A 24,825-nucleotide genomic window follows, 5' to 3' on the forward strand; every position below is an offset into this window, starting at 1 on the left:
ACTGGAGGAGACATATGTTTAAAAAACTAATAAAAAACATAGTAATAAGTGCGGTAGTTGTTCCGGCGGTTGTTCCAGTATTTGCGGGGGCAGCTTGGGCTGCCTACCCTGATAAACCGATCAAGATGATGATTGGTTATGCGCCAGGAAGCTCTACTGATATTGTCGGCAGGATGATTGCCAATGATCTCAGCATTGCTTTAAAGCAGCCTATTATTGTTGAGAATCGTGGCGGCGCAGCAGGAAGCTTAGCAGCGGATGCGGTAGCAAAAAGCGCCCCTGATGGCTACACCATCTTGTTCGCACAAAATGGCCTGGCTATTAATGTGGCAGCCAATCCAAAACTGCCGTTCAATGGCCAAAAAGATTTATTGCCGGTCGTTGGGGTCGCGGCAACCCCTCATATTCTGATTGTCAATAACAACTCACCAGCCAAGAGTGTTGCAGATTTAATGGCAATGCTTAAAGCCGAGCCAGGTAAATTGAGTTTTGGCTCTTCAGGAATTGGTAATTCAGATCATATGGCTGGTGAATTATTTTTAGCTACTACTGGATTGCAGGCGATTCATATTCCGTATAAAGGTGGATCACCTGCTGCTACAGACTTGATGGGTGGGCAGATCGACTTTTATTTCGCAGGCATGCCAGTAGGCCTCCCTTTGTATAAAGGCGACAAGGTGAGGGCGCTGGCTGTCACTAGTAAAAATCGTTTCAGTGGCGCTCCAGAGTTGGTAACGATTCAGGAGGCGGGAGTTAAGGGTTACGAGATGGCTTTGTGGCAGGGAGTCTTTGTGCCTGCCAAAACGCCTCAAGGCGTTATCAAGGAGCTGAATAACTCTATTTTGAAGATCCTAGAAACCCCTGAGCTGAAAGATCGCTTTCAAAAGGCTGGAGTACAAATTGCCCCAATGAATACTCAGCAATTCTCAGACCTGTATTTTTCAGACATTGCTCGATGGAAAACAGTAATTGAAAAGGCCAAAATTAAGTTAGATTAACTCTGGCCCTTCAGAAATACGCTAAGCGCTGAGGTCAAATACCAAGACTTCGGCGCTTTTTCCATGAGAGAGTGCTAATTGGTTTTCATCTTGTATTAAGAGGGCATCACCGCTGTTTAAAACGTGGCCATTCACATCAAGTGAACCGCGAATAAGGTGAACGTAGAATTTTCTATTGAGGTCTAGTGCTAGTTCGAATGATTGACCTTGATCAAAGAGTCCAGCATATACCTTGGCATCTGCATAAATTTTCACAGCACCATCAGTTCCGGTAGGGGAGGCAATGATGCGCAGCTTGCCATCTTTTTCTCTTTCTGGGATGGATTTTTGTTCATAGCTTGGCTCAATTTCTAAAACATTGGGCTCTATCCAGATTTGTAAAAAATGAGTAGTCTGATCTTTGGCGTGATTGAACTCGCTATGTGTAACTCCACTACCTGCACTCATACGCTGGACATCCCCGGGTGGAATACCTTTGATATTGCCCATACTATCTTCGTGCGCCAACTCTCCAGATAGTACGTAACTAATAATTTCCATATTGCGATGGCTGTGCTTGCCAAAACCCATTCCTGCAGCCACGCGATCCTCATTAATGACGCGCAGATTTCCCCAGCCCATAAAACGGGGGTCGTGGTAGCCAGCAAATGAGAAAGAGTGAAAGCTCTTCAGCCAGCCATGGTCAGCATAGCCGCGATCTTGGGATTTTCTAAGATTTATCATGTTTTTGGGGTGTTAAAAGTCTAATTGAAAGAATCAGAATAAGCCTATTATCATTAGCTTTAATGATATTTGCCGATCGGTAGCACATGGGAAGCTTTAAACAAGACATAACAGAAACGTATTTAGGGCTTTCTGAGAGCGCTCGGGAGAAGTGGGATGACTTTACCCAGTTCCTGCAAGAGGCTTGGCCACTCCTCATTCTCTTGCTAGCAATACTGATGGGGATCTGGTGGTATGCAGATCCGCCCCCTCCCAGACACGTCCTCATGGCTACCGGTTCATCGGGCAGCTCATACGAAGCCCTAGGGAAAAAGTATGTAGAGTTTTTCAAGGCAAAGGGAATTACTCTCGAGCTCGTAGCTACTACGGGGGCGCAAGAAAACATTGATCGCTTATCGGATCGTAACGACCCTGTACAAGTAGCCTTTGTTCAAGCTGGGGTTGATCATGCCAAAGAGGTGACTGGTATTCAGTCCTTGGGTGCTATTGCCTATGATCCTGTTTGGTTTTTTTATCGAGGTTCGGAGCTAAAGTCTACCGAGTCCGATTCGGTTGGTGTCGTACTTCAACATTTTGCTAATAAAAAGATTTCTGTGGGAATTGAGGGCAGCGGCACCTATGCTCAGTCAACCAAAATACTGAAGGCCGCCGGCTATGAAAAAGGGGTGCAAGTTTTCAATCTTGCTGGGCATGATGCGGTGAAAGCGCTGCAGGCGGGCGAGATAGATGGCACCTTTATTGTGGATTCCTATGATGCTCCCAATGTACAGGCCTTATTGAACGATAAGTCCTTGCATTTAGTCACTTTTAAACGTGCAGCAGCCTATGTCAAATTAATGTCTTATCTCAATATTTTGGATGTCCCCCAAGGATCCTTGAATTTGCCGCGTAACTTTCCACCATCTGATATTAAGCTTTTGGCTACTACAACAAATCTTCTCATCGATGATCGCATGCATCCAGCTATTCAATTTTTATTTTTGGAGGCCGCTAGAGAGATTAACGGCAAAGAATCTTTCTTTTCTGAGCGCGGAGAGTTTCCATCATTTAAAGATTCCATGCTGCCTGAAAGTCCTGTCGCAATTCATTACGAGAAAAATAATTACCCCTTATTGGTAACCTATTTTCCGTTCTGGGTGGCTGAGCTCATTAATCGCCTCATTTTTGTATTGCTACCTTTCTGTGTATTGGGTTATCCGCTTTTGCAGGCACTGCCAGGATATCGCGCTAAGCGCATGCAAAATAAGATCAATCGCTTATATGGCTCTTTAAAATCTTTGGAGCAAGAATTGCTCAATGGTTTTGATGATCAACAGCGGGATGATTATCTAAAGAGGCTTAATTTACTTGAGTATCAAGCTTTAAATATTAAAGTTTCTAAGCGCCTGTCTGGTGACTACTATGCCTTGCGCGCCAGCATTGATTACGTGCGTAATTGCTTGAATAGGGGCGTACACCCCTATCAATTTGATGAAGGCATTGATCCTGACTTATAGAGCTTTATTCGCTATCACCACTTCTGCTGGGGAATTTAAATGAAGCGTAACGAACGACTGCGTTAGCCAGAGCCAAAATGAGAATGGTAAGCCCCATAAAGAGGATCGCCATATCAGCCTCGTGCTTGGTATTAACCAAGTCAATGATGAGGCGAGTAACGGCAGTGATCGCTACATAGATCAAAAAGCGAACCGGCATATGATTGGTCTTGAAATAAATGCCGACCATGGCGCCAATTTCGAGATAGATAAATAGCAAGAGCAGATCTTCGATTGAAGCCGATCCTTTATTGACCATACCCAGGAACGCAACAGCTGCTGACCAAACAGTTGCAGCACCGATTCCGAATAGTGCAATTCGATGAAATAAAGAGACAAACAAATTGCCGATGGGGACAGTCCATCTTTCAATAGCATCCTCTAATTTGGATGCATCTTTTGGCGAGGTTGGGGTCATGTTCATTAAGCCTCCGAGTTTTTAATATGTTTTGTTTAGTATAGGTATCTATGAGGCCATGTAAACAAAAAAAGAGGCGCTAAGGCCCCTTTTTTTAGAAGTATTGACTTGGATCAACCCAAGCTATCTGCCCAAATGTTGTGAGCCCAGCCCCAGGCATAAACCCCTTCAAGAGTGGATGGCGCTGGAGAGAGGCCGCCTGATCCCGGAACCGGCTTGAAAGTTTTTTCTGCGGCAATGTACTGGTGGACGCTGGCGACGTGAACCACTTCTCGGTCATTTACAAAGCTATAACAGGTATTGGTGAGAACTGGTGCGGGGTTTACTTCCCAATTACTGAGTTCCGCCACAATGGCAGCGGCAGCTACCTTGGCGTGTTGGTTAGCCATATGACCTGATTTGGGCATTGCATAGGCGACCTGAATCGAATCCCCTAAAACATGAATATCTTTTTGCGCGGTGGATTCAAAGTTTAGGAAATTTACATTGACCCAGCGACCATTAGAGTTGGCTAAGCCCGTTTTAACAGCAATCTCACCTGCGCTCATTGCAGGCAATAGATTTAAAACATCCGCCTTAATATCATCTTGAACTTCAAGCTTAACTGTTTTGGTTTTTGCATCTACTGCCACCACATTATGTTTTGGTAAGTACTCAATCAATCCTGGATATTGCTCAGCCCACACCTTTTTGAATAGAGCGCCCTTTGAGGTGACATCTTGATTAGCATCCAGAATCAGCACCTTAGACTTTGGCTTATTGTGTTTGAGATAGTTTGCGACTTGGCAAGCGCGCTCATAAGGGCCGGGAGGGCAGCGATACGGTGCTTCCGGAATACTGATGGCAAAAGTGCCACCATCACGCATAGAGGCGAGTTGTTTATGTAAAGCGGTAGTTTCAGGACCCGCTTTCCAGGCCTGGAGTGTGACGCCAGCTTTATTGGCTTGTGCAAGTCCCTCAATGCTATTCATCATCAAGGTAACGCCAGGTGAAACTACAGCCTTATCGTAGCGCAAGGTTTTTCCAGAGGCGAGCTTGACGGTTTTCTTATCAGGATCCATGCTGGTAACACTATCTTGAATGATCTTGATCCCATGACGTTTGCTGAGGTTGTCATAAGAGCTTGTGATATCAGAGAGGGCACGTGAACCACCAACAACCAAGTTTGAGAGCGGACAGGAAATGAACGTAGGGTTTGGTTCAATCAATGTCACCTTAGCAGTATTGTTAGAGAACAAGCGTAAATATTTAGCAGCGGTAGCACCGCCATAACCCCCGCCAATCACAAGGATTTCTGCTTTTTGTAAATTGGCCTTCGCTTGGCCAGTGAAGCCTGCAAGTAAACCGATGGCAGCTGCGCTATTCCCAATAAAGTGTCGACGATCCATGATGTGCTTCCTTATTATTTTTTGCCAAGTTGATTGGCAATGGTTTCGAGTTGCTCGTCTGAGTAGCCTTTAGCTAGTTGAGGCATGATGGTGCCTTCACGTGCACCAGATTTAAACGCTTTCAGTTGAGTCAATATTTGTTCGCTAGTAAGGTTGTTGATCAACGGCATCCCACCATCAACCACACCCTTGCCATCCGTTCCATGACAGTTTGCACAAGTGGCGGCTAGCCCACTTTTGTATAAATTACTGGCATCAGTGTTTTGGGCAAGAGCAGAGCCACTCCAATGACTAATGGCAATATAAATGGATAAAAGGATTGCGGGTTTTAAATGCTTTGCTCGCATAAAGACTATCTCCGTTCGGAATATTTCTGGGTAATAAGTTGTACATTGCTTTTTTAGCATCTTAATCAAGAAGGCGTTGCAATGGGTTATTCATTTCAGATCCATTTTTCATAAGCTCATTCGAAAATATGGCCAACTTTGGTTTTAATTGAGTTTCCCATAAGCCCTATAAACTATAGCTATGCGAGCTTCATTCTCTTACCGTTCCGCCTTATTGATACTCCTTTTAGGTGTATTTACCTACCTTTATGGTTTGGATAGCCGATTTGCGCCAAAAAACGGTGATGAGTACCCCTATATGCATATTGTGCGCATGACGGCGGAGTCGAGCCAATGGCTGCCTCTGCAGTCTGAAATGGATGGCATTAAAAACACTAAGCCGCCATTGATTTTTTGGCAGGGTATCGCTAGTACGCATTGGGCAAGCGAATGGAGTTTGGCAAATTTGCGTTGGCCTAGTATTTTATATACCGCACTAACGGCATTTTTCTTATTTTTAGCAGTCCGACGTTTCAGTGGCAAAACGCAAACTGGAATATTGGCAGCATTAGTTTGGCTCTCCTTTTTTGCAACCTATCGCTATGGTCGACCATTCTTAGCGGATCCTCCAGAAGTATTTTGGGTATCGCTACCATTTATGGCGATTTTGTATTGGGGTAAGAGTGCGTTTGAATCTAAATTCTTTTTCCCATTGATGGCGGGGGTTTGTTTTGGTCTTGCGCTATTTGCCAAATCTTTTGCCTACATCGTTCCTGCTACTTTTGCTTTGGGGCTGTATTACTGGCGCTGGCGGCAGTGGAGTATTCCTCAGGTACTCATCCGCGACCTATATAAGTTGATCTTGATTTCTGTGCTTGCCCTAGGCGTATTTGCCTTGTGGTTTGCCATGGACCCATATCCAGTGGCTGTTTGGAACGAATTTGTACTGGGCGAGAATGCCGGTAAGTTTGCTGCTCGCCAGTCTAGTTATTTGATGGATTTACTGCGCGGTGGAGACAGCATTTGGCTTTTAATTTTGACGACGATTGCTAATGCAGGCTTATTTAGCTTTGTATTGATATCGAGTGTGATGCAATGCTGGCGTGCACGTCGCTTTCTGAATTTAGAAGAGGTTCTATTACTGCTCTTGATAGCAGCGTTCTTCATTGTGTTCAGCTTACCTAGTCAGCGTTCAGGTCGTTACCTTTTGCCAGTGATGCCAGCGTTTGCGGCGCTAATTGCCTTATATTGGGATAAGTTGCCTTTATGGGGCTTCCGCATTGCCTTGCTTTTGCAATTACTAGTGTTATCGCTCTTGCTATGGATTGGTATCAATCTTCAGTTCTCACAATTTATGAGTGATGCTGGCGCATGGACTTACTCCTATTGTCATTGGATTCTCATGGCGGCAGGAATATTGCTGGTCTTGCTTGGCTTACTGAATCGACGTTTTACTAAAACCATTTCTTTGGCAGCCTGCTTTTTGGTTTATTGCGGGTTGACTAGTAGTCTTGCTCCATTAGAAGGGAGCTTAGGGCGCTACTCGGCAGAAACGATTGCTCAGTTGCAAGGCAGGGATGTTTGGATTCCTTGTGACTATCGAGCCAAGGATGAGGAGTATCGATTGTTGCTGCCAGGTGCAAAACTGCATGGCTATTTAGCGAAAGATGCTAGTGATGTCGTAACTCTGACATCCGCCTACCCTTTAGTTGCGGTGCATACTTCTTTGGGTGCTCAGCCTACACTCTGTGATTCTTGTCAGATTGTTGGGCAAAGAATGGAGATGAGGGCCCGTCACTCAAACGAAGAAATTCAGGAAATGTTGATGGGGCGGATTGGTAAACATTTATTTGTTAATGAATACCTGATCTCTACACCGGTAGCGAACCCAGATTTATCGAACTTAAAGGATGTTTGTAGATGAGTCGTGTCATTGCTCTTTGTTTTTTGTTGCTTGCTGCAGTGATTGGCTTTCTGCATATTGATAGTCGCCCAGTGTGGGCGCCATTTGCTACTCCTGCATTCCAGGTAGATGAAGTTCTGGATGAGCCAGCAGTAACAAAGACAAAAGGTCCCATCAAGATCAACATTCCCGCGCCTCAATCACATTGGCTTCCTGATACTGGCGCTGCCTCAGTCCATGCAGCTTCAATGATTGCCCTCAAGGATGGTGCAGTGAGAGCATTTTGGTTTGCCGGTAGTCGCGAAGGTGCTGCTGATGTATCGATCTACAGCTCCGTATATGACCCGAAGTCTTCTAGCTGGAGTGCGCCCACTGTTGTGATAGATCGCATTAGCGCAGAAAAGGGGCTTTCACGTTATATCGCTAAGTTAGGCAATCCAGTGCCGGCTAGATTGGCTGATGGTCGTCTGCAATTGTTCTTTGTTACTGTATCTATTGGTGGTTGGGCGGGTAGCTCAATTTCTGCCATAACTTCGGATGATGAAGGTTTGACATGGAGCAATCCACAGCGTCTGATTAGCTCTCCATTGCTCAATTTAAGTACCCTCGTGAAATCCCCTAATGTGATGTTCGCTGATGGCCTACTAGGCTTGCCTGTCTATCATGAATGGATAGGGCGTTTTGGCGAGTTTATAAGAATAGAGGCAGGTCAAGTAATCGATAAACGTCGTATGAGCTCTGGACGCGGAGCGATTCAGCCGCTCGTATTTGTCAATGACGCGCAAGATGCCAGTGCTTATTTTCGACAAACACGAAGCTCTGGCTTACCGAAGCAAATCCCGGTTAGTCATACCCAAAATGCGGGTCAAACATGGCAACATTCAGAAGATTTGGCAATAGCAAATCCGAATTCTGCGGTTGCAGGACTCATGTTAAAAAATGGCGCTCGTATTTTGGTTTTAAATAATATTGAAAATGGGCGCTATCGCCTGGTCTTATTGATGAGCGATGTCAAATCTGGGCAGTGGCAAACCGTTGAAGTATTAGAGGATGATGAGACTTTGCCTGAGGCTCAACGTAAAGAATTCTCATACCCTTACTTAATCACCGTAGACGGTGACGATGCGCATTTGGTATACACCTGGGATCGCAAGAAAATTCGGCATCGTTTTTTTTCTAGTGCTTGGTTAAAGCATGCCTATCAGCAAGTAAGTAGTGCTGAAGCAGATACGGCTCATCAGGAGATACAGCAATGAATCAGTTTATGCAAATCATAGCTTTGATTGAATTATCTATCTCTTGTGCGGTAGTAGGTGTTTGGATCTTGCAAAAGTTTTCTCCAAATACTTTTCCATTCGCTATAAAAGTATTTTTAGTCCTTCTGATGGGAAGCATTCTATTTTGGCCATTTGGTATGAACTTACCGTTGGTTGCCTATGTGCGTGGCTTGACTGGTGATCTGAGCATCGTGCTGACTTTATTGTTGTGGGGCTCTTTGCTACCAGCCAATAAGCCCGCACCGATTGTGTTCAAATTTACCGTTGCAATCATCGCATTATGTTTTTATCCATTTGCCTTGGGCTTGGGCATGATCGACCCTTATACATGGGGTTACGGATCCATACCATTCTTAGCCGTAGTTCTATTTTTTGCCGCAGTGTGCGGCTTGGCGAATTGGACGAAGGGCGTATGGATTATTGCTATCGCCATTCTGGCTTGGACAGCCCATTGGCATGAGTCTGCCAATCTTTGGGATTACTTGCTAGATCCATTCTTGGCCATCTGGGCTATATGCGCCTGTATTGGCATGATGTATAGAAGGAAAAGGGACAAAGCCCGCTCTGGATATTTGTTCAGACCAGGTTAGGGCTCATCAAACGCAAGGTTGTAAAGTAATTGGAATCTCGTGAGTTATTAAATTTACATAGATCAATGCTGAGGCAGATATGAGGCAGACAAGTCAACAAAGTATTCCTGCGCTGAGTAAGAGGGTGGGTTTGCTAACGCTAGCAATATTCACTTTTGGATCTCTTCTCAATGGATGCGTTATGAATCCCGGTCCTTATCAAGAAAATGGATATTACCCTCAAGGTTATGTTCAGAGCGGGGGATATGCTGGTGCGGGCTACAACCCGGGCCCCCAAACTATTTCTTCAGGGCAATTACAGTCATTGGTCTCGCCAATTGCGCTGTATCCCGATTCTTTGCTTTCATTGATGCTGCTGGCCTCAACCTATCCCCTGGAAGTTGCAGAAGCCTATAACTGGCGTACTAGCAATACTTCATTGAAAGGCGACGATCTGCAAAATGCACTCAAGGCTCAATCTTGGAACGACAGTGTGAAATCTTTAATGTCGTTTCCAAAAGCATTCAATATGATGGGTAATAAATTGCAGTGGACCCAGAATTTAGGCAATGCTTATAAGCTCCAAGCCGCAGATACCATGAAAGCAGTTCAAGCCCTCAGAAAAATGGCCCTTAAGGCTGGCACCCTAAAGTCTAATAAACAAATTACTGTAATTACTGATGCAGATGGCAACGTCTTGATCAGCCCAGCCAATACAAAAGTGGTTTATATCCCTACTTATAACCCAACAGTTGTTTATGGGCCCTGGCCTTATCCAGATTACCCTCCGTATCCTATCTACAACCCTGCTTGGGGTCTGATGGCTTTTGGTGCGGGATTTATGATCGGCGATGATTTTTGGACGCAACCCAATTGGAATGATGGCACGATTAACTCTACGAACATCAATGCATCTGGGCGCATACCTTCTCGTGCAATTATCGGACCAGCAAATGTTGCTAACCAGCAGCGCTTGCTGAATGACTGGAAAAATAAAGCTACTCCAGAGGAGAGGCAGGCGGCCAGGATGGATGGTCAGCGTGCTAATAATGCTTTTCAGAAAGATGCAACTCCTGAAGAAAGAAATCAAGCAGCGCGTTTAAATCAAGAAGCGCGCAATGATGCCCAGATGGATAGATCTAATCCCAATACCTATCGCGAGGCTGCTCAAGAAAACGCTTTGCGAGATCAAGCGCGCTTTGATGGCAGTCAAGATCGCTCACGTAGCTTTGATGAGGATGGGAGAGATGGTGGATTTGGCGGTGGTCATATGGGCGGATTTGCCGGCGGTGGTGGCGGACATATGGGCGGATTTGCTGGCGGTGGAGGTGGCCATATGAGTGGCTTTGGCGGTGGGCACATGAGCGGTTTTAGGCGTTAACCTTTATTGAGAGAAAAGAATCATGAAAATATTCATAGCAACACTCGTACTTATTGCATCCTTCCTTTCCTTTGCTCCAAGTGCATTTGCGCAGAAGGATCTCCCGGCGGATGATGCTAGTACTGGTGCATTTGTTGAGCTCTGCAAAAACCCTGATGATGAGCAAGGCCGCAGTTTTTGTTTTGGCTTTGGCGAAGGAGTCTATCAGGGATACTTGGCGAATCGTCGTCCAGATGCCAAGCCAGCCATTTGCTTTGTAAATAAGAGCGAGACTCGTAATGAGATCTTGCAAAAGTTTCTGGCATGGACCAAGACAAACCCTCAGTTTAATAAAGAGAAAGCAGCCAAAACTTTAATGCGTTTCTTTACTGAAAATTACCCCTGTAAATAAGAGCTCAGTACAATAAAAAAGCCAGCGAGATGCTGGCTTTTTTATTGTTAAGGTAGGCCCTTAATCAGCATAGGCTCCCGCTTTACGAATTACAGGACCCCATTTATTAATCTCAGCTTCAAGATGTTCTTGCAAGCCTTTTGGAGTTCTCTTAGCTGGTGAAACAATTTCAATATTGGACTCTGCTAAACGAGCCTTGACTTCAGGGTCATTCAAAGCAACGTTAAGCGCCTTATTGATTTTATTGACAACTGCTGGAGGTGTGCCTTTAGAGACATACATGCCGTGCCAAACTTTTACTTCAAAACCTTTCAAGCCTTGCTCATCCAAGGTAGGTATGTTCGGTAAGGCTGGTAGGCGTTTTGGAGTGGTAACACCATAAGCTTTTACTAAACCATCTTTAATATAAGGAACGGTCTGTGTGGTCTGATCGCAGAGTAGGTCAACTTGGCCACCAAGCAAATCGGTTAATGCAGGGCCGGTTCCTTTGTAGGGAACTGTTGTTAATTCCACGCCTTCGCGAGACATAAACAAAAGGCCGCATAACTGAGACACCGCACCAGGACCAGCGTTTGCTAGCGTCACTTTGTCCTTATTGGCCTTGATGTAAGTCTCTAATTCTTTAAAGTTGTTTGGCGGGAAGTTCTTGCGACCCAGAAGTACCATTGGTACATCCACGACTTGGCCGATATATTCAAAGTCCTTCATCGGATCAAAGTTCAATTTTTTATACAAAGCCGGTGCAGTAGCCATACCCATGTGATGAATAAAAATCATATAGCCATCTGGAGCGGAGCGCGCAACACGGGTAGCTGCAATGGTGCCACCAGCACCAACAGTATTTTCAACAATAACGGTTTGACCTAGTTCTTTACCCATCGGCACAGCAATCAGACGAGCAACAGCATCTGTGGGTCCGCCAGCAGCAAACGGCACAACCAATGTGACAGGCTTATTTGGATAGGGATCTGCAGCTAAGGCATTACCTGCAATAAATCCTAGGGTAGCGATTGCATAGAAACCGGCAAATAGTGATTTACGTAATTTCATTTTTGTCTCTAGTAGTAGTTATAAAAATTATATGAGTGCAAAACAACTCAGAGTTATTTTGCCAGTTTTGCAACTCTTTAGACAGGGGAAACTCTTAGTGTTTACCAGCAATGGCCAGGGTTCTTTTAGCCAGCAACACTACTGGGCGATCAATCATGCGGCCATCGAGCTTCACTGCACCGCCCTTGGAGGTGATGTCAGCCTCAATAACCCGTTGGGCCCAGGCTAGCTCTTCTTCAGTTGGGGTAAATGCCTTGATGACAATAGTCACTTGTTTTGGATGAATACAGAGTTTTCCGCCAAAACCCATACGCTTTGCGCGTTCTGCGTCGTCGGTAATGCGCTCAATGTCGTCAGTGGAGGGTGTAACCCCATCAATAGGAGGGGCAATCTGTGCAAGTCGTGATGCTAAAACGATCTGAAACCGAGCTGTTTGCAATTCGGTCTCTTGGCGGTCGCAGACCATGCCCAGATCCGCTTGTAAATCTAAATTACCCAAAGCAAGACGAATCACTTGATTAGAGTTTGCAATTTCCTTTAGCTTATCCAGACCAATCGCTGTTTCAATCATGGGAATAATTGCAGTATTGGGGAGTATGAGGGCGGCTCCATTAATTTGGTCGAGCGATTCACTCTTAGGAATTAATAGGCAGGCAACTTGAAGTTGTTGTGCAAGAATTAAATCGCCTGAATAAAACTTGCTACCAGGTGAGTTTGTACGAATGACTAGACGCTTCTTTTGCTCAGGACTAAAGCTAGGCCATGCAGTGCGAATGGCGTCACGCGCACCCTCTTTGTCTTCCTCGGCAACGGCATCTTCTAGATCCAAGACAACTCCGCTAGCACCACTATCGAGGGCTTTCATAAAACGTTCAGGACGAGTGCCTGGTACAAATAGAAAGTTAGTGCTAAAGCCTAGTGGCGTATCAAGTGGGTTCATATCAATCTAGAAAATAAGGGGGCTAATAGTGGGTTTACTTATGTGGACGGCAGTAGAAAGCCTATCTTGGCTTGTTTGCGGATATTCCACAAGAGATCAATTGCTTTGCTCATCTCCGTTGGGCTTGCACCCCCGCTAAATTCGGCTAAGCGCATTGCTTTATCGGTAATCTCTGCGCGAGATAGAGTATTACCAGGGTCGCCTTTAGGTTCGTCTACGCGCCCCTCCAAAATTTGTCCATTGTTCAGATGAACTTTGACTTTACCAATCCAGCGTTGCGGATAAGCACCATCCACCTCTGGATCGAGCGTCATCGAGACGCGCTCACGGAAGGCGCAGATTGCATCATCATGAAAGTGCTGATCAAATTCCTGCAGGCCAGCAAATTGGTAATGTGCAACCAAAGCTAGCACCGTTCCCATAGAAAACTTGGATTGATGCACGGTAGCAGGGTCAGTCACCGGGCCCAAGACATCAATAGCACCTTGATGAACCAAAGTTTCTACTTTGGCAATATCGCTTGGCACTAGTTTGTTTGCCAACATGACTTGAAGGAGGGCATCCGCAGCAGGGTGTGTATGTCGACAGGAGGCGTAATACTTAAAGCTTGTTTCTGCAAGAGCCCAGCGAGTACCCAAACGATCAACCAATTTACTGGGGTCACTATCGCTTGACATACCAGCCGCTAATCCCTGCTTGCCTTCCAGAATATGTTCAGCGCCTGTAAAGCCAGCTTGCGCAATATAGGCGGACATTAAGCCAGTGGAGGCTGCATGGGTAGTGTGTAGTTGCTTGGAATCTGCAGCATCACGCAGAAACTCCCAAAGCCCAGCTGATTGCGTGCCTGCAGAGCCAAAGGCATGGAGCATTTGTTCTGAATTGAGTTTGAGTAGCCGACCAACTGCCGCAGCTGCAGCTAATGTGCCGGCTGTTCCAGTTGTATGAAACACTTTGTAATGAGAGCGTCCTAAAAATTCACCAACCCGAATACCTACTTCGTAGCCTGCTACTGCAGCGACTAATAAATCTTCGCCAGAGGCGCCAATGGCTTGTGCACAAGCAAGCGCAGGTGGAAATACTACTGTGGCCGGATGAAAGACTGATCCATTGTGGACGTCGTCTTGTTCTGCAACATGTGATGCTGCGGCATTAGCCATTGCCGCTAAAAACGGGCTAGAGGTTTTGCGAGATACTAAAACTTCAGAGGGGCCGGTATGTGTTGCATCAAACCCACCCATATTTTGGGCAAACTGAGTAATGAGCTCCACTGGGCGCGAGCCCTTACCAGCAATAGCTGAACCAAACCAATCGACCAATAGGTCTTCAGCGCGGCTCATGACATTGCTTGGAATATCTGCAGCTTGTAAATTGGCCGCAAAGGTAGCTAGCTCAAGAGAAAGGTGTTGAGTAGTCATTAGTAAACCTTCTTGTGTTTATGCTAGAACAGCAGTGGCTTGCATAGTGAGCCAGCCTTCATGATCCTCTGCCCAGATAGAAATCGTTTTTCCGCTAGGATCTTTTTCTAGATCTGGCTTGGCATTCACTTTAAAGATATTGATATCAAAAGTAGGGCGTATAGCGCGGAACTCAAAACTCTTAAGCTTACATCCTGGAATACTTTGACGCACTAGATCAACTAGTAGAGTCGCAATCAAAGGGCCGTGAACAATGAGACCTGGATAGCCTTCAACTTCAGTGACATATTTGCGATCATAGTGAATGCGATGGCCATTAAAAGTTAATGCTGAATAACGAAATAGAAGCACGTCATCAGGTGTAATTGTTTTACTCCACTTAGCATCGGTAGGCGCCGCAGTAGGGGCAACAGGTTTATCGTCTGGTCCTGGAGCATCGCGATACACAATGTCATGCTCTTCAATAATCGCCAGACCGTTCTGGTTAGAGATTTTGTGGTTGACCAATACGAAAATTAAATCACCGGTGCGACCTGCTTTATGGGTTACTGACTCAATCGTGGAAACGCGTTCAATTTCGTCACCAACGCTAAGTGGTTTTAACCATTCAATGCGACTACCTGCCCACATGCGACGAGGTAATGGAACCGGCGGAAGAAAGCCACCACGTTTTGGATGACCATCAGGTCCGATTTCGGATTCGCGGGCGTGGGGCAGAAAATACAGCCAGTGCCACAGCTCAGGCAAGAAAGTACCCTTACCTGGGGCGGCATCATCGCGATCCAAGGTTGCGGATAATGCGCGCACGGGGGCTGCTGTGACGGTATCTTGCAGAGACTCGGTTTTACCAAGCCATTCTTGCAGGTGAGTGATAGTTTGAGGTTCGATTCGCATAAGTTCCATTATGCCAATCTTGTGAAAAAACTCACCCTATCAAAATAGAGATGTAATAGAAGAGCAATCCAGCCAAGGCTGACCCGCCCAATACCGAAAGAACACCCTTTTGATACTTAAATAAAGCTAAACCAGCTAGAGCGCAGATCAAAATCGAGATCCAAGAGATCGAGCCGCCAAAGCCTCTTGGTAAAAAGACGTGATAAGCAAAGAAGAGGCCTAGATTAGCAATGACACCAACGACTGCTGCTGTGATTGCTGTTAGCGGTGCCGTAAAGCCTAGCTTGCCATGCGTTGATTCAATTAACGGACCGCCTACTAAGATAAAAAAGAAGGAGGGTAAAAAAGTAAACCAAGTAGCAACACAAGCACCCAACACCCCAAACCAAAATGGATTGGTATTGCTAATGAGGTGTTGGATATATCCTGCAAGATAACCAACAAAAGCCACTACCATGATGAGTGGGCCTGGTGTAGCCTCGCCTAGTGCTAAACCATCAATCATTTGGTTGGCACTGAGCCAATGAAAGTGTTCGACCGCTCCTTGGTATACGTAGGGTAGAACTGCGTACGCACCACCAAAAGTCATCAAGGCGGCTTTGGTAAAGAACCACGCGATATTTGGGTACAAGGTCTTCCAGTCAAAGATGGCTATTAATGCACCAATAGGAAGGAGCCAACAAGTAAATGCTACAAGGCTATGACGGACCGCTTTTGAATAAGTAAATTTGGCGTGCTCGGGAGTGGGGGTGTCGTCATCAATGATGGCGCTACCAAATTGTTTTGCTTCTTTTGTGCTGTGCCCACCAGCTTGTTGGAAATATTCTGGATAGCGTTTACCACCCCAGTATCCGATTGCTGCTGCAATTAGCACGATGATGGGAAAAGCAAGATTCAGAATAAAGATGGCTAGAAAAGATCCAAGAGCGATCCATTGGAGTGCTTGGTTATGAATTGTGCGTTTACCAATTCGCACGGCAGCGTGCAACACGATTGCAGTCACTGCAGGTTTGATGCCAAAAAAGATAGCTGCAATCCAGGGAACTTGTCCGAAGGTGAGATATACCCATGACAACCCAATCAAAATGAACAAGGAAGGCAGCACAAAGAGCGTACCCGCTAGGATACCGCCCCAACTGCGGTGCATGAGCCAGCCAATATAGGTTACTAGCTGTTGGGCCTCTGGCCCTGGTAATAGCATGCAGTAGTTCAGCGCATGTAAAAAGCGCCGCTCAGAAATCCAGCGACGCTTTTCAACTAACTCTTGGTGCAGAACGGCGATCTGTCCTGCTGGCCCACCAAAACTGATAAAGCCTAGCTTAGCCCAAAACTTCAGGGCCTCGCGTAGTGGAATGCTCAAACTTCATCCATTCCGCCAACTACTTGACTAAAGCCGTTGTCAACGTAAATGATTTCAGCGGTGATGCCATTGGCTAAGTCAGACAATAAGAATGCTGCAGTATTGCCCACATCATCAATCGTCACATTACGGCGCAGTGGAGCAGTTTCCTCAACCGCTTGCAAAATTTTGCCAAAGCCTTTAATGCCAGAAGCCGCTAAAGTTTTAATTGGGCCAGCAGAGATGCCGTTAGCGCGAATGCCTTTAGGGCCAACTGAGCCAGCGAGGTAGCGAACGGATGCTTCAAGCGATGCTTTTGCTAAACCCATAGTGTTGTAGTTAGGAACATTCTTCATGGATCCTAAATAAGTCAATGTGAGCAATGAAGATTTGTCACGCAACATCGGGAGCGCTTCTTTTGCCATTGCTGGGAAGCTGTAAGCAGAAATGTCGTGAGCAATCTTGAAGCCTTCACGAGAAAGACCTTCCAAGAAATCACCAGCAATCGCCTCGCGTGGCGCAAAACCAATCGCGTGTACAAAACCATCAAATTGGGGCCAGGATTTAGCTAAATCCTTAAAAAGGGCGCTGATTTGCTCATCGCTACCCACATCGCAGTCAAAAATGAGTTCGGTATTGAATTCTTTTGCAAAATCAACGATACGGTCCTTAAAGCGCTCACCTACATAGGTAAAGGCTAGTTCGGCACCTTCGCGGTGGCAAGCCTTGGCTATGCCATAGGCAATAGAACGGTTAGAGAGGAGGCCGGTAATGAGGATTTTTTTGCCGGTGAGAAAGCCCATGTTGTGTCCTTTACTTCAAATATGATTAGCTATCTACAATTGTTGCATATATGCCCACCCTCAAGCCCATTCGACAAATTGCCTATTTCTTGCTGTTAGCCCTGCTAGCGGGGCTTGGAGCCAATTTAGCTCATGCAGGGCAGGGAATTGCACAATACGGCAAACCCAAATATCCCGAGGGATTTGCCCATTTTGATTATGTCAATCCCAATGCCCCCCACGGCGGAACCCTGGTCTTGCCAAACCCGGGGCAAAGAACGAGCTTTGATAAATTCAACCCATTCACCCTCAGAGGCGTCACCGCTCCTGGTATTGAATTGATGTTTGAGTCTTTGGCTGAAGGGAGTGCTGATGAGGTCTCCAGTATTTACGGATTATTAGCAGACGATATTCAAGTAGCCAAAGATCATAAGTCAGTCACCTTTCATATTCGCTCTGAGGCAAAATTTTCTGATGGCAGTCCAGTTTTGGCTGCTGACGTTAAATATAGTTTTGATACCTTGATGAGCGGTAAAGCGCACCCGCGTTATAAAACTACATTTGCCGATATTAAAGAGGCAGTTGTTTTGTCTGATCGGTCTATTCGCTTCGACTTTAAGAATGACAATGCTGAACTGCCCATCCTTGCAGGAACATTCCCAGTGTTTTCACGTAATTGGGGTAAGCAAGCAGACGGGTCGGTAATTCCGTTTGAGAAGCTTGCCTTTGAAACGCCTATCGGTAGTGGGCCTTATTTGATTGAATCATTTAAAGCAGGTAAATCGATTGTTTATAAAAAGAATCCAAACTACTGGGCTGATCAACTCGGCAAACCGTTAAATGTCCGCGTTGGCTTTTATAACTTTGATCGTGTTCTATATAAGCTCTATAGTGATGATGCTGTTAGGCTGGAAGCTTTTAAAGCAGGCGAGTTTGATGCTTTGGTTGAGTATCGCGCCAAGATCTGGGCTAAAGGATATGTGGGCTCTAAGTTTGATCAAGGCATTCTCTTAAAGAAAGCATTCCTAAATCACAATGGCGCTGGCATGCAAGGTTTCGCCATGAATGTGCGACGGCCTATTTTTAAAGATGCGCGTGTTCGCGAAGCCCTCGGTTATGCACTCGATTTTGAATGGCTCAATCGCCAAATATTTTTTGATCAGTACAGCCGCATTAATAGTTATTTCACCAACAGTGATTTGAGTGCCAACTTTGATGGCCCTCGTAAACCTACAGAGTCAGAGCTAAGGCTACTTAAGTCCTTAAAGGCAAAATACCCACAGTGGGTTCCAGATGCCGTCTTTGATCCAATGCCTGCGGCGCCATCTACAAAACCGCCTGGTAGCCTGCGTCAAAATCTGAAGAAAGCCCGCGAGCTCCTTCTTCATGCAGGCTGGCAATACCGCGACGGTGCATTGCGCAATGAAAAGGGCGAGCCATTTCGTTTTGAGATTGTGGAGGATGGCGGGTTCTTCTTGAGAGTGATTTCTGCTTATGTACGCAACTTAGAAAAGCTGGGAGTGCAAGTAGACATCCGGACCAGCGACTTTGCTTTACATCAAAAGCGTATGAATGAATACGACTTTGATATGACCACCGTCAGATTTCAGGACTCCCAAAATCCAGGCAATGAACTATGGGATCGCTTTGGCAGTCAGGCCGCTAAAGAAAAAGGCTCTGATAATGTGATTGGTGTGCAGTCTCCCGTGGTGGATGCTTTGATTGATGAAATTACCAAAGCACAAAATCGGGAACAGTTAAGAACCGCAACGAGAGCCCTGGATAGAGTTCTGTGGAATAGTTATTACGTTGTGCCGCAGTGGTACAACCCAACCCATCGCGTTGCCTTCCGCCACGAGATGCGTTATCCAGAACCTCCTTTGTATTACTCAGCCGAGGCATGGATCATGCAAAACTGGTGGAAAGAAGAGGCTAAATAATGCAAGGTCAAATGCGCGCCTATATTTTTAAACGTTTGCTCTTGATGATTCCTACCATCTTGGGTGTATTAACGCTTACCTTCGCGGTAGTGCAATTTGTTCCAGGCGGTCCAGTAGAGCAAATGGTATTGGAGTTAAAGGGGAAGGGCGGTGCTGCAACAGGCGGTTCCGAGTCCTCCGGGTCCGGATCAACCTATCGCGGCCGTCAAGGTGTCGATGCACAGCGTTTAGAGGAAGTAAAGGCTTTATACGGTTTCGATAAGCCACCTCTTGAACGCTATTTCATGATGTTGGGCCGCTTTGCCAGATTTGACTTAGGTGAAAGCTATTACCAACACGAAAGCGTTTGGACATTAGTGGTCTCTAAGTTGCCAGTCTCGATCAGTATTGGACTGTGGACCTTCTTCATTACATATTTAGTTTCCATACCCTTAGGTATAGCCAAAGCAGTACGTGATGGTTCACGTTTTGATGCCGTCACCAGCAGCATGATCTTGGTGGGTTATGCGATTCCTGGTTTTGTACTGGGCGTCTTATTGTTGGTGCTGTTTGGCGGAGGCAGTTTCTTGCAACTCTTTCCGCTACGAGGCCTTACTTCGGATAATTGGAGTGATCTGAGTTTGTTTGGCAAAGTCATGGATTACTTGTGGCATTTAGTGTTGCCGATTACCGCCTCTGTTTTAGGTAGCTTTGCCGTAGTCACGATGTTGACTAAAAACTCCTTTTTGGAAGAAATTCGTAAGCAGTATGTTTTGACTGCGCGCGCAAAGGGTCTTACTGAAAAGCAAGTGCTATGGAAGCATGTGTTCCGTAATGCGCTCTTGCCTTTAGTAACGGGTTTCCCAGCCGCATTTATCGGCGCATTTTTTACTGGCTCACTATTAATTGAAACGCTGTTCTCATTAGACGGACTTGGCTTGCTTTCATATGAATCAGTGATGCGACGTGACTACCCAGTAGTCTTTGGCACTCTGTATTTATTCACCCTGATTGGCTTATTCACCAAGTTAATCTCTGATCTTTGCTATGTTTATGTGGACCCACGCATTCAGTTTGGTGCAGGAGGCGGCTCATGAGTCGTTGGCAGCGCTTCAAGAATAGTCGCATGGGGTATGCAAGCTTATGGATCTTTATGGTCCTGTTTGGTTTATCGATGTGCGCCGAATTGATTGCGAATGACAAGCCTTTGGTGGTGCGCTATGAAGGCCATTTCTATTTTCCGATTGTGAAGAGTCAGCCAGAAACTGTCTTTGGTGGTGACTTTGCGACTCCAACTGATTTCTTAGATCCCGATATTCGTCAGAACATTACCAGTAATGGAAACTGGGCAATCTACCCGCCGATTCACTATAGCTATGAGACGCTCAATTATTTTTCACAAGTGCCTAATCCAGCACCACCTTCATGGGAGAACTGGTTAGGGACCGATGATCGTGGGCGCGATGTTTTGGCGCGCCTGATCTATGGTTTCCGCTTATCTATTCTTTTTGGTCTTGCACTAACAATCGTTGGCGTGAGTGTGGGCATCATCACTGGATCCTTAATGGGCTTCTTTGGCGGTAAGTTTGACTTAGTCTCGCAGCGCCTCATAGAAATCTGGTCAGCAATGCCAGAGTTGTACTTACTGATTATTTTTGCCTCGATCTTTAATCCTAGCGTTTCCCTGCTGATTATTTTGTTAGCCGCTTTTGGTTGGATGGGCCTATCGGATTACGTCCGGGCTGAGTTTTTTCGTAATCGAGCTCTGGAATATGTGCGTGCAGCAAGAGCATTGGGTTTAACCAATTTACAAATCATGTGGCGTCACATCCTGCCTAATAGCTTGACCCCAGTGATTACCTTTTTGCCATTTCGCATGAGTGCCGCCATTTTGTCCTTAACCAGTTTGGACTTTTTAGGCTTGGGTGTACCCCCGGGCACTCCAAGCTTGGGCGAACTGCTCTCTCAAGGTAAAAGCAATCTCGATGCCTGGTGGATCTCTCTATCAACTTTTGTTGTCTTGGTCGCAACTCTGTTGCTATTAACTTTTATGGGTGAAGCACTGCGTAATGCTTTTGATTCTCGTAAGGCGGGTGTAATGAGCGGAGGTCGCTCATGAGTTTGCTTCGTTATGAGGATCTGTGCATTTCATTTGGAACGGGTCGTCGTGAAAAGTTTGCAGTCAATCATCTGGATTTAGAAATCGGCATTGGCGAGCGTGTGGCATTAGTTGGGGAATCTGGCTCAGGCAAGACGCTGACAGCATTGGCGCCATTGCGATTGGAGCCTGAGGGCGCCAGAGTTTCTGGAAAGATTCTGTGGAATAAAAAATATGGGAAGGGTGCGGTAGATTTACTCTCGATGTCTATGCAAGATATTCGCGAGATTCGCGGTCGTGAAATTGCGATGGTGTTTCAAGAGCCGATGACGGCTCTCAACCCACTTTTTACTGTGGGCAATCAAATCATCGAGGCAGTACAAATCTATCAACCTTTAATTTCTAAAGCAGACTCGATTGATGCTGCAATTGATTTACTTCGTAAGACTGGAATACCTGAGCCCGAGCGCCGCTTTCATTCTTACCCGCATCAACTGTCGGGTGGCCAAAGACAGCGCGCCATGATTGCAATGGCTTTGGCGTGTAAGCCACGGCTACTGATTGCAGATGAGCCTACGACAGCCTTAGATGTGAGCTTGCGTTTGCAAATCTTGGATTTACTCAAAGAGCTCCAAGAAGAATCCAAAGATCATGGCGGTATGGGCATTCTGTTGATTACCCATGATCTCAATTTGGTGAAGCATTTTGCACAACGTGTAGCTGTGCTCAACCAAGGTATCTTGATGGAGACTGGGCCAACCAAACAGGTGTTTGAACGCCCAGAGGATCCTTATACTCGCGCCTTGGTTAATAGTGAGCCGGTACGTGACCTGGCGCCCTTAATGCCATTGGCCCCAGTGTTATTGAAAACAGAGGATCTCTCGGTTGCTTACCCGAGCTCAGAGTCAGTCTCCTGGTTTAAAAAAGCACCATCACATAAAGTATTGAAAAAAGTCAGCTTTGCATTAAAGCAAGGTCAGACCATTGGCGTGATTGGCGAGTCAGGCTCTGGCAAAACCACTTTGGGCATGGCTGTACTCGGTTTATTGGGTGACTCCATGGCAGAAGTTAGCGGCAGTGTTGATGTGCTTGGTAATGACTGGCAAACACTCAAGCCCATTGAGCGACGTGCAATGCGCTCTAGCCTACAGGTGATCTTTCAGGATCCTTTTGGTTCTTTATCGCCGCGCATGAATGTCTTGCAGATTATTTCTGAAGGCTTGGATGTGCATTTTCCAAAGCTGTCTACTGCAGAACGTGAGACACGTGTAGTGGATATGCTCAAAGAAGTGGGTTTAGAACGTTCTGCGCTGCTGCGCTACCCCCATGAATTTTCTGGAGGACAGCGCCAGCGAATTGCGATTGCACGCGCCTTAATCCTGCGCCCACAAATTTTGGTATTAGATGAGCCCACATCAGCACTAGATGTCTCCATTCAAAAGCAGGTGCTTGCCTTGTTGACCGAGCTGCAGAAAAAGTACAACCTAGCCTACCTCATGATTAGTCATGATCTGGCAGTGATTAGAGCAATGTCTCACGAGGTGATGGTTCTCAAAGGCGGCAAGGTGGTGGAATTTGGTGATACCGAAACCCTCATTAAGCATCCCCGTCAGACCTATACCAAAGAACTATTTGCAGCTGCCGAACTGACTTAGGAGCAAGTAAGGGTGTGTCGTAAAACCCTATTTAATGGGCTACTTTGGTGCATTTGCCCTAACTTAAAGCAAATTTACCTTAATAAACAAAGGCTTAAGCATAGAGTGAAGGCTTGGTTAATTAAGGGTTCTTTGTTAAACTGATCAAATGTCATTGAAAAAAGCACTTCTTTTGAAACTGCTGGGCCTAAGTTTGGGCGCCATCATCTCTGTATCTGCCTATGCGGTTGATGCAGCGGTAGAGGCATCCGCGGATGCGGTAGTTCCTAAGGAAAGCATGTTTCAGGCAGGCCGCTCCTACATTGCTCGAGTATCTGATCGCTTGGCTGATACCGTGACGGGCAAATCAGAAGAATTAATTAACCGCGCTATGGAAGTCATTGGCGTGCGCTATCGCTGGGATACAGAATTACCGCAGTCTGGTTTAGATGGCAGCAGCTTTGTTGGTTACGTCTTCAAAGACAAGTTGGGATTCTTATTGCCGCGTAAGTCAACGCAAATGAGTCGTGTTGGCAAACCGATTGCCCGTGAAGAATTGCAACCAGGAGATCTCGTATTTTTTAATACGATGCGACTCACTTTTTCTCACGTCGGAATCTATGTGGGTGATAACAAATTCATTCACTCACCCTCTAAAGGTACCAATGTTCGAGTCGATGATCTCGGTAGTCTCTACTGGGATAAACGTTTTGACGGGGCACGTCGTTTAGACGGTAGCGACAATCTGGATGACTCTGAGCGTCAAGAGCTTCTTAACGAAGTCAAAAATCTTAAGCGTAATTCACGCAGCCTTTAATCAAGCGCTCTGCAGCCTGATGGTTGCTAGCCTTTCAGCTTCTCTTTAATCAACCCCATTTGCTCTTGCGCCGCAGCTTCACCGGCGAGTATGGCGGCATTTCTGGATTTGAAATCACCGCTACCCATTTGCTTTAACTGCGGCTGAATCACGATATCAGCGCTTTTGAGTTCGTACTGATTGATGCTTCTCTGCATGATAGAAATAGTTTGCTGCAAAACACCTAAGGTTCCGCTGGCGTCTTGATGAACCGGCTCAGAAGAAATATTTACTGCAATGACTAAAGTTGCCCCCATCTGTCTTGCATAACTGACTGGTACTGGCGCTACTAAACCACCATCGACATATTCTTTACCGCTGATCACTGCCGGCTGAAATACTCCGGGTACGCTGCAAGATGCGCGAACGGCTAAACCGGTATTGCCTGTTCTAAATAGAACCCCATTGCCAGATTGCAATTCAGTAGCAACAATTCCTAGGGGGATGCGCATTTGCTCAATCGATTTATTTTGAACTTCTCTGTTGACCATATTTTGCAGGGCATCACCTTTAATGAGTCCGCCAAATCGACCGGCAAACGGGAGGCCCCAGTCAGCAATCGTGGCCTCATCCAGATTGAGGGCCAAGCGATTGAGATCATTCCCAGTGGCGCCTGATGCGAGGAGGGTGGCAATGACGCTGCCAGCGCTACTGCCGACAACAATATCGGGTCTGATGCCCTGGGCTTCTAATGCCTTAATGACGCCTACGTGAGCGAAGCCTCGAGCTGCTCCAGCACCCAGAACTAGGCCAACGACGGGTTTTTTGCTCCCCACCAGACTACAAGAGCTCAAACCTGTGCCTCCAAGTAGGGCACCCATGCCAATTCCGAGGCTGAGTAGGCGACGGCGCTCCAAGGAATGGATGGCCTGAGGCATGGATAAAGGGGGTTTGGTGGAATTCTTGTGCATGTGGCTATTGTATTGAGCCTACCTTATAATGGGCGCAAGGTGAACGAAAAGTACTTCGTTTCAGCGCGGGCATATCCC

General features: G+C 46.1%; 23 protein-coding genes. 12 read left to right on the forward strand and 11 right to left on the reverse strand.

Annotated elements, in window-relative coordinates; translation table 11 throughout:
- The first annotated feature begins 14 nt into the window (after positions 1 to 14).
- Complete coding sequence (locus tag VC159_RS04355; protein WP_323472849.1) at positions 15 to 998, forward strand: tripartite tricarboxylate transporter substrate binding protein; 984 nt, start codon at positions 15 to 17, stop codon at positions 996 to 998.
- Between the two features lie 21 nt (positions 999 to 1,019).
- On the opposite strand, the gene VC159_RS04360 is transcribed toward VC159_RS04355, so the two are convergent.
- Positions 1,020 to 1,721 (reverse strand): pirin family protein, encoded by a 702-nt coding sequence (locus tag VC159_RS04360; RefSeq protein ID WP_323472850.1) that lies wholly within the window; start codon positions 1,719 to 1,721, stop codon positions 1,020 to 1,022.
- 86 nt (positions 1,722 to 1,807) lie between these two features.
- Here VC159_RS04360 and VC159_RS04365 point away from each other — a divergent pair, with 86 nt between their 5' ends.
- The gene (locus VC159_RS04365) at positions 1,808 to 3,217 is read left to right on the forward strand and encodes a TAXI family TRAP transporter solute-binding subunit (protein ID WP_323472851.1); all 1,410 of its coding nucleotides are present in this window, start codon (positions 1,808 to 1,810) and stop codon (positions 3,215 to 3,217) included.
- Between the two features lie 4 nt (positions 3,218 to 3,221).
- Here the strand turns inward: VC159_RS04365 and VC159_RS04370 are convergent, their stop codons facing one another.
- From VC159_RS04370 to VC159_RS04380, 3 genes are all read right to left on the reverse strand, one after another.
- Positions 3,222 to 3,680, reverse strand: coding sequence for a phosphate-starvation-inducible protein PsiE (locus VC159_RS04370; protein ID WP_323472852.1), 459 nt, complete (start codon positions 3,678 to 3,680; stop codon positions 3,222 to 3,224).
- A gap of 107 nt (positions 3,681 to 3,787) precedes the next feature.
- Positions 3,788 to 5,062, reverse strand: coding sequence for an NAD(P)/FAD-dependent oxidoreductase (locus VC159_RS04375; RefSeq protein ID WP_323472853.1), 1,275 nt, complete (start codon positions 5,060 to 5,062; stop codon positions 3,788 to 3,790).
- Between the two features lie 14 nt (positions 5,063 to 5,076).
- Entirely contained in the window at positions 5,077 to 5,409 is a 333-nt protein-coding gene (locus VC159_RS04380; protein ID WP_323472854.1) for a c-type cytochrome, read from the reverse strand.
- Between the two features lie 181 nt (positions 5,410 to 5,590).
- On the opposite strand from VC159_RS04380, the gene VC159_RS04385 reads away from it, so the two are divergent.
- From VC159_RS04385 to VC159_RS04405, 5 genes are all read left to right on the forward strand, one after another.
- Entirely contained in the window at positions 5,591 to 7,312 is a 1,722-nt protein-coding gene (locus tag VC159_RS04385; RefSeq protein WP_323472855.1) for an ArnT family glycosyltransferase, read from the forward strand.
- A complete protein-coding gene (locus VC159_RS04390) occupies positions 7,309 to 8,547 on the forward strand; it encodes a sialidase family protein (RefSeq protein ID WP_323472856.1) in 1,239 nt (412 codons plus the stop codon). Before VC159_RS04385 ends, VC159_RS04390 begins: the two co-directional genes overlap by 4 nt.
- Before the next feature lie 8 nt (positions 8,548 to 8,555).
- The gene (locus tag VC159_RS04395; RefSeq protein ID WP_323472857.1) at positions 8,556 to 9,158 is read left to right on the forward strand and encodes a hypothetical protein; all 603 of its coding nucleotides are present in this window, start codon (positions 8,556 to 8,558) and stop codon (positions 9,156 to 9,158) included.
- Between the two features lie 181 nt (positions 9,159 to 9,339).
- On the forward strand, positions 9,340 to 10,518 hold the full coding sequence (locus VC159_RS04400) for a DUF3300 domain-containing protein (RefSeq protein WP_323472858.1): 1,179 nt from the start codon (positions 9,340 to 9,342) through the stop codon (positions 10,516 to 10,518).
- Positions 10,519 to 10,540: 22 nt separating this feature from the next.
- On the forward strand, positions 10,541 to 10,909 hold the full coding sequence (locus tag VC159_RS04405) for a Rap1a/Tai family immunity protein (RefSeq protein ID WP_323472859.1): 369 nt from the start codon (positions 10,541 to 10,543) through the stop codon (positions 10,907 to 10,909).
- A gap of 60 nt (positions 10,910 to 10,969) precedes the next feature.
- Here VC159_RS04405 and VC159_RS04410 read toward each other — a convergent pair whose 3' ends face one another.
- The 6 genes from VC159_RS04410 to fabI all read right to left on the reverse strand — a co-directional run bounded on the left by VC159_RS04410 (position 10,970) and on the right by fabI (position 17,350).
- Positions 10,970 to 11,959, reverse strand: coding sequence for a tripartite tricarboxylate transporter substrate binding protein BugD (locus VC159_RS04410; protein WP_323472860.1), 990 nt, complete (start codon positions 11,957 to 11,959; stop codon positions 10,970 to 10,972).
- Between the two features lie 94 nt (positions 11,960 to 12,053).
- Positions 12,054 to 12,899: a CoA ester lyase gene (locus tag VC159_RS04415; RefSeq protein WP_323472861.1), complete on the reverse strand. Its 846-nt coding sequence runs from the start codon at positions 12,897 to 12,899 to the stop codon at positions 12,054 to 12,056.
- A gap of 38 nt (positions 12,900 to 12,937) precedes the next feature.
- Positions 12,938 to 14,314, reverse strand: coding sequence for an MmgE/PrpD family protein (locus VC159_RS04420; RefSeq protein ID WP_323472862.1), 1,377 nt, complete (start codon positions 14,312 to 14,314; stop codon positions 12,938 to 12,940).
- Positions 14,315 to 14,332: 18 nt separating this feature from the next.
- Positions 14,333 to 15,217, reverse strand: coding sequence for an FAS1-like dehydratase domain-containing protein (locus VC159_RS04425; protein WP_323472863.1), 885 nt, complete (start codon positions 15,215 to 15,217; stop codon positions 14,333 to 14,335).
- Positions 15,218 to 15,239: 22 nt separating this feature from the next.
- Positions 15,240 to 16,568: a chromate efflux transporter gene (gene chrA / locus VC159_RS04430; protein ID WP_323472864.1), complete on the reverse strand. Its 1,329-nt coding sequence runs from the start codon at positions 16,566 to 16,568 to the stop codon at positions 15,240 to 15,242.
- On the reverse strand, positions 16,565 to 17,350 hold the full coding sequence (fabI, locus tag VC159_RS04435; RefSeq protein WP_072583474.1) for an enoyl-ACP reductase FabI: 786 nt from the start codon (positions 17,348 to 17,350) through the stop codon (positions 16,565 to 16,567). The genes chrA and fabI overlap by 4 nt, the downstream gene beginning before the upstream one ends.
- Positions 17,351 to 17,400: 50 nt before the next feature.
- Between fabI and VC159_RS04440 the strand changes: the two genes are divergently transcribed.
- From VC159_RS04440 to VC159_RS04460, 5 genes are all read left to right on the forward strand, one after another.
- On the forward strand, positions 17,401 to 19,269 hold the full coding sequence (locus tag VC159_RS04440; RefSeq protein ID WP_323472865.1) for an extracellular solute-binding protein: 1,869 nt from the start codon (positions 17,401 to 17,403) through the stop codon (positions 19,267 to 19,269).
- A gap of 11 nt (positions 19,270 to 19,280) precedes the next feature.
- The gene (locus VC159_RS04445) at positions 19,281 to 20,345 is read left to right on the forward strand and encodes a microcin C ABC transporter permease YejB (RefSeq protein ID WP_192846863.1); all 1,065 of its coding nucleotides are present in this window, start codon (positions 19,281 to 19,283) and stop codon (positions 20,343 to 20,345) included.
- Positions 20,342 to 21,367: an ABC transporter permease gene (locus VC159_RS04450; protein WP_072583477.1), complete on the forward strand. Its 1,026-nt coding sequence runs from the start codon at positions 20,342 to 20,344 to the stop codon at positions 21,365 to 21,367. Before VC159_RS04445 ends, VC159_RS04450 begins: the two co-directional genes overlap by 4 nt.
- On the forward strand, positions 21,364 to 23,001 hold the full coding sequence (locus tag VC159_RS04455; RefSeq protein ID WP_323472866.1) for a dipeptide ABC transporter ATP-binding protein: 1,638 nt from the start codon (positions 21,364 to 21,366) through the stop codon (positions 22,999 to 23,001). Before VC159_RS04450 ends, VC159_RS04455 begins: the two co-directional genes overlap by 4 nt.
- A gap of 148 nt (positions 23,002 to 23,149) precedes the next feature.
- Positions 23,150 to 23,797 (forward strand): C40 family peptidase, encoded by a 648-nt coding sequence (locus VC159_RS04460; protein WP_323472867.1) that lies wholly within the window; start codon positions 23,150 to 23,152, stop codon positions 23,795 to 23,797.
- A 26-nt stretch (positions 23,798 to 23,823) separates the two neighbouring features.
- On the opposite strand, the gene VC159_RS04465 is transcribed toward VC159_RS04460, so the two are convergent.
- Entirely contained in the window at positions 23,824 to 24,714 is an 891-nt protein-coding gene (locus VC159_RS04465) for a patatin-like phospholipase family protein (RefSeq protein WP_416350441.1), read from the reverse strand.
- Positions 24,715 to 24,825 lie beyond the last annotated feature (111 nt).

It is taken from the genome of Polynucleobacter sp. JS-JIR-II-c23 (assembly GCF_035011225.1).
Classification (GTDB): Bacteria; Pseudomonadota; Gammaproteobacteria; order Burkholderiales; family Burkholderiaceae; genus Polynucleobacter.

Bases quoted from the DNA above. Each gene is read 5' to 3' on its own strand.
- VC159_RS04355 (WP_323472849.1), top strand. From the start codon at position 15: ATGTTTAAAAAACTAATAAAAAACATAGTAATAAGTGCGGTAGTTGTT.
- VC159_RS04360 (WP_323472850.1), bottom strand. From the start codon at position 1,721: ATGATAAATCTTAGAAAATCCCAAGATCGCGGCTATGCTGACCATGGC.
- VC159_RS04365 (WP_323472851.1), top strand. From the start codon at position 1,808: ATGGGAAGCTTTAAACAAGACATAACAGAAACGTATTTAGGGCTTTCT.
- VC159_RS04370 (WP_323472852.1), bottom strand. From the start codon at position 3,680: ATGAACATGACCCCAACCTCGCCAAAAGATGCATCCAAATTAGAGGAT.
- VC159_RS04375 (WP_323472853.1), bottom strand. From the start codon at position 5,062: ATGGATCGTCGACACTTTATTGGGAATAGCGCAGCTGCCATCGGTTTA.
- VC159_RS04380 (WP_323472854.1), bottom strand. From the start codon at position 5,409: ATGCGAGCAAAGCATTTAAAACCCGCAATCCTTTTATCCATTTATATT.
- VC159_RS04385 (WP_323472855.1), top strand. From the start codon at position 5,591: ATGCGAGCTTCATTCTCTTACCGTTCCGCCTTATTGATACTCCTTTTA.
- VC159_RS04390 (WP_323472856.1), top strand. From the start codon at position 7,309: ATGAGTCGTGTCATTGCTCTTTGTTTTTTGTTGCTTGCTGCAGTGATT.
- VC159_RS04395 (WP_323472857.1), top strand. From the start codon at position 8,556: ATGCAAATCATAGCTTTGATTGAATTATCTATCTCTTGTGCGGTAGTA.
- VC159_RS04400 (WP_323472858.1), top strand. From the start codon at position 9,340: ATGAATCCCGGTCCTTATCAAGAAAATGGATATTACCCTCAAGGTTAT.
- VC159_RS04405 (WP_323472859.1), top strand. From the start codon at position 10,541: ATGAAAATATTCATAGCAACACTCGTACTTATTGCATCCTTCCTTTCC.
- VC159_RS04410 (WP_323472860.1), bottom strand. From the start codon at position 11,959: ATGAAATTACGTAAATCACTATTTGCCGGTTTCTATGCAATCGCTACC.
- VC159_RS04415 (WP_323472861.1), bottom strand. From the start codon at position 12,899: ATGAACCCACTTGATACGCCACTAGGCTTTAGCACTAACTTTCTATTT.
- VC159_RS04420 (WP_323472862.1), bottom strand. From the start codon at position 14,314: ATGACTACTCAACACCTTTCTCTTGAGCTAGCTACCTTTGCGGCCAAT.
- VC159_RS04425 (WP_323472863.1), bottom strand. From the start codon at position 15,217: ATGGAACTTATGCGAATCGAACCTCAAACTATCACTCACCTGCAAGAA.
- fabI (WP_072583474.1), bottom strand. From the start codon at position 17,350: ATGGGCTTTCTCACCGGCAAAAAAATCCTCATTACCGGCCTCCTCTCT.
- VC159_RS04440 (WP_323472865.1), top strand. From the start codon at position 17,401: ATGCCCACCCTCAAGCCCATTCGACAAATTGCCTATTTCTTGCTGTTA.
- VC159_RS04445 (WP_192846863.1), top strand. From the start codon at position 19,281: ATGCGCGCCTATATTTTTAAACGTTTGCTCTTGATGATTCCTACCATC.
- VC159_RS04450 (WP_072583477.1), top strand. From the start codon at position 20,342: ATGAGTCGTTGGCAGCGCTTCAAGAATAGTCGCATGGGGTATGCAAGC.
- VC159_RS04455 (WP_323472866.1), top strand. From the start codon at position 21,364: ATGAGTTTGCTTCGTTATGAGGATCTGTGCATTTCATTTGGAACGGGT.
- VC159_RS04460 (WP_323472867.1), top strand. From the start codon at position 23,150: ATGTCATTGAAAAAAGCACTTCTTTTGAAACTGCTGGGCCTAAGTTTG.
- VC159_RS04465 (WP_416350441.1), bottom strand. From the start codon at position 24,714: ATGCCTCAGGCCATCCATTCCTTGGAGCGCCGTCGCCTACTCAGCCTC.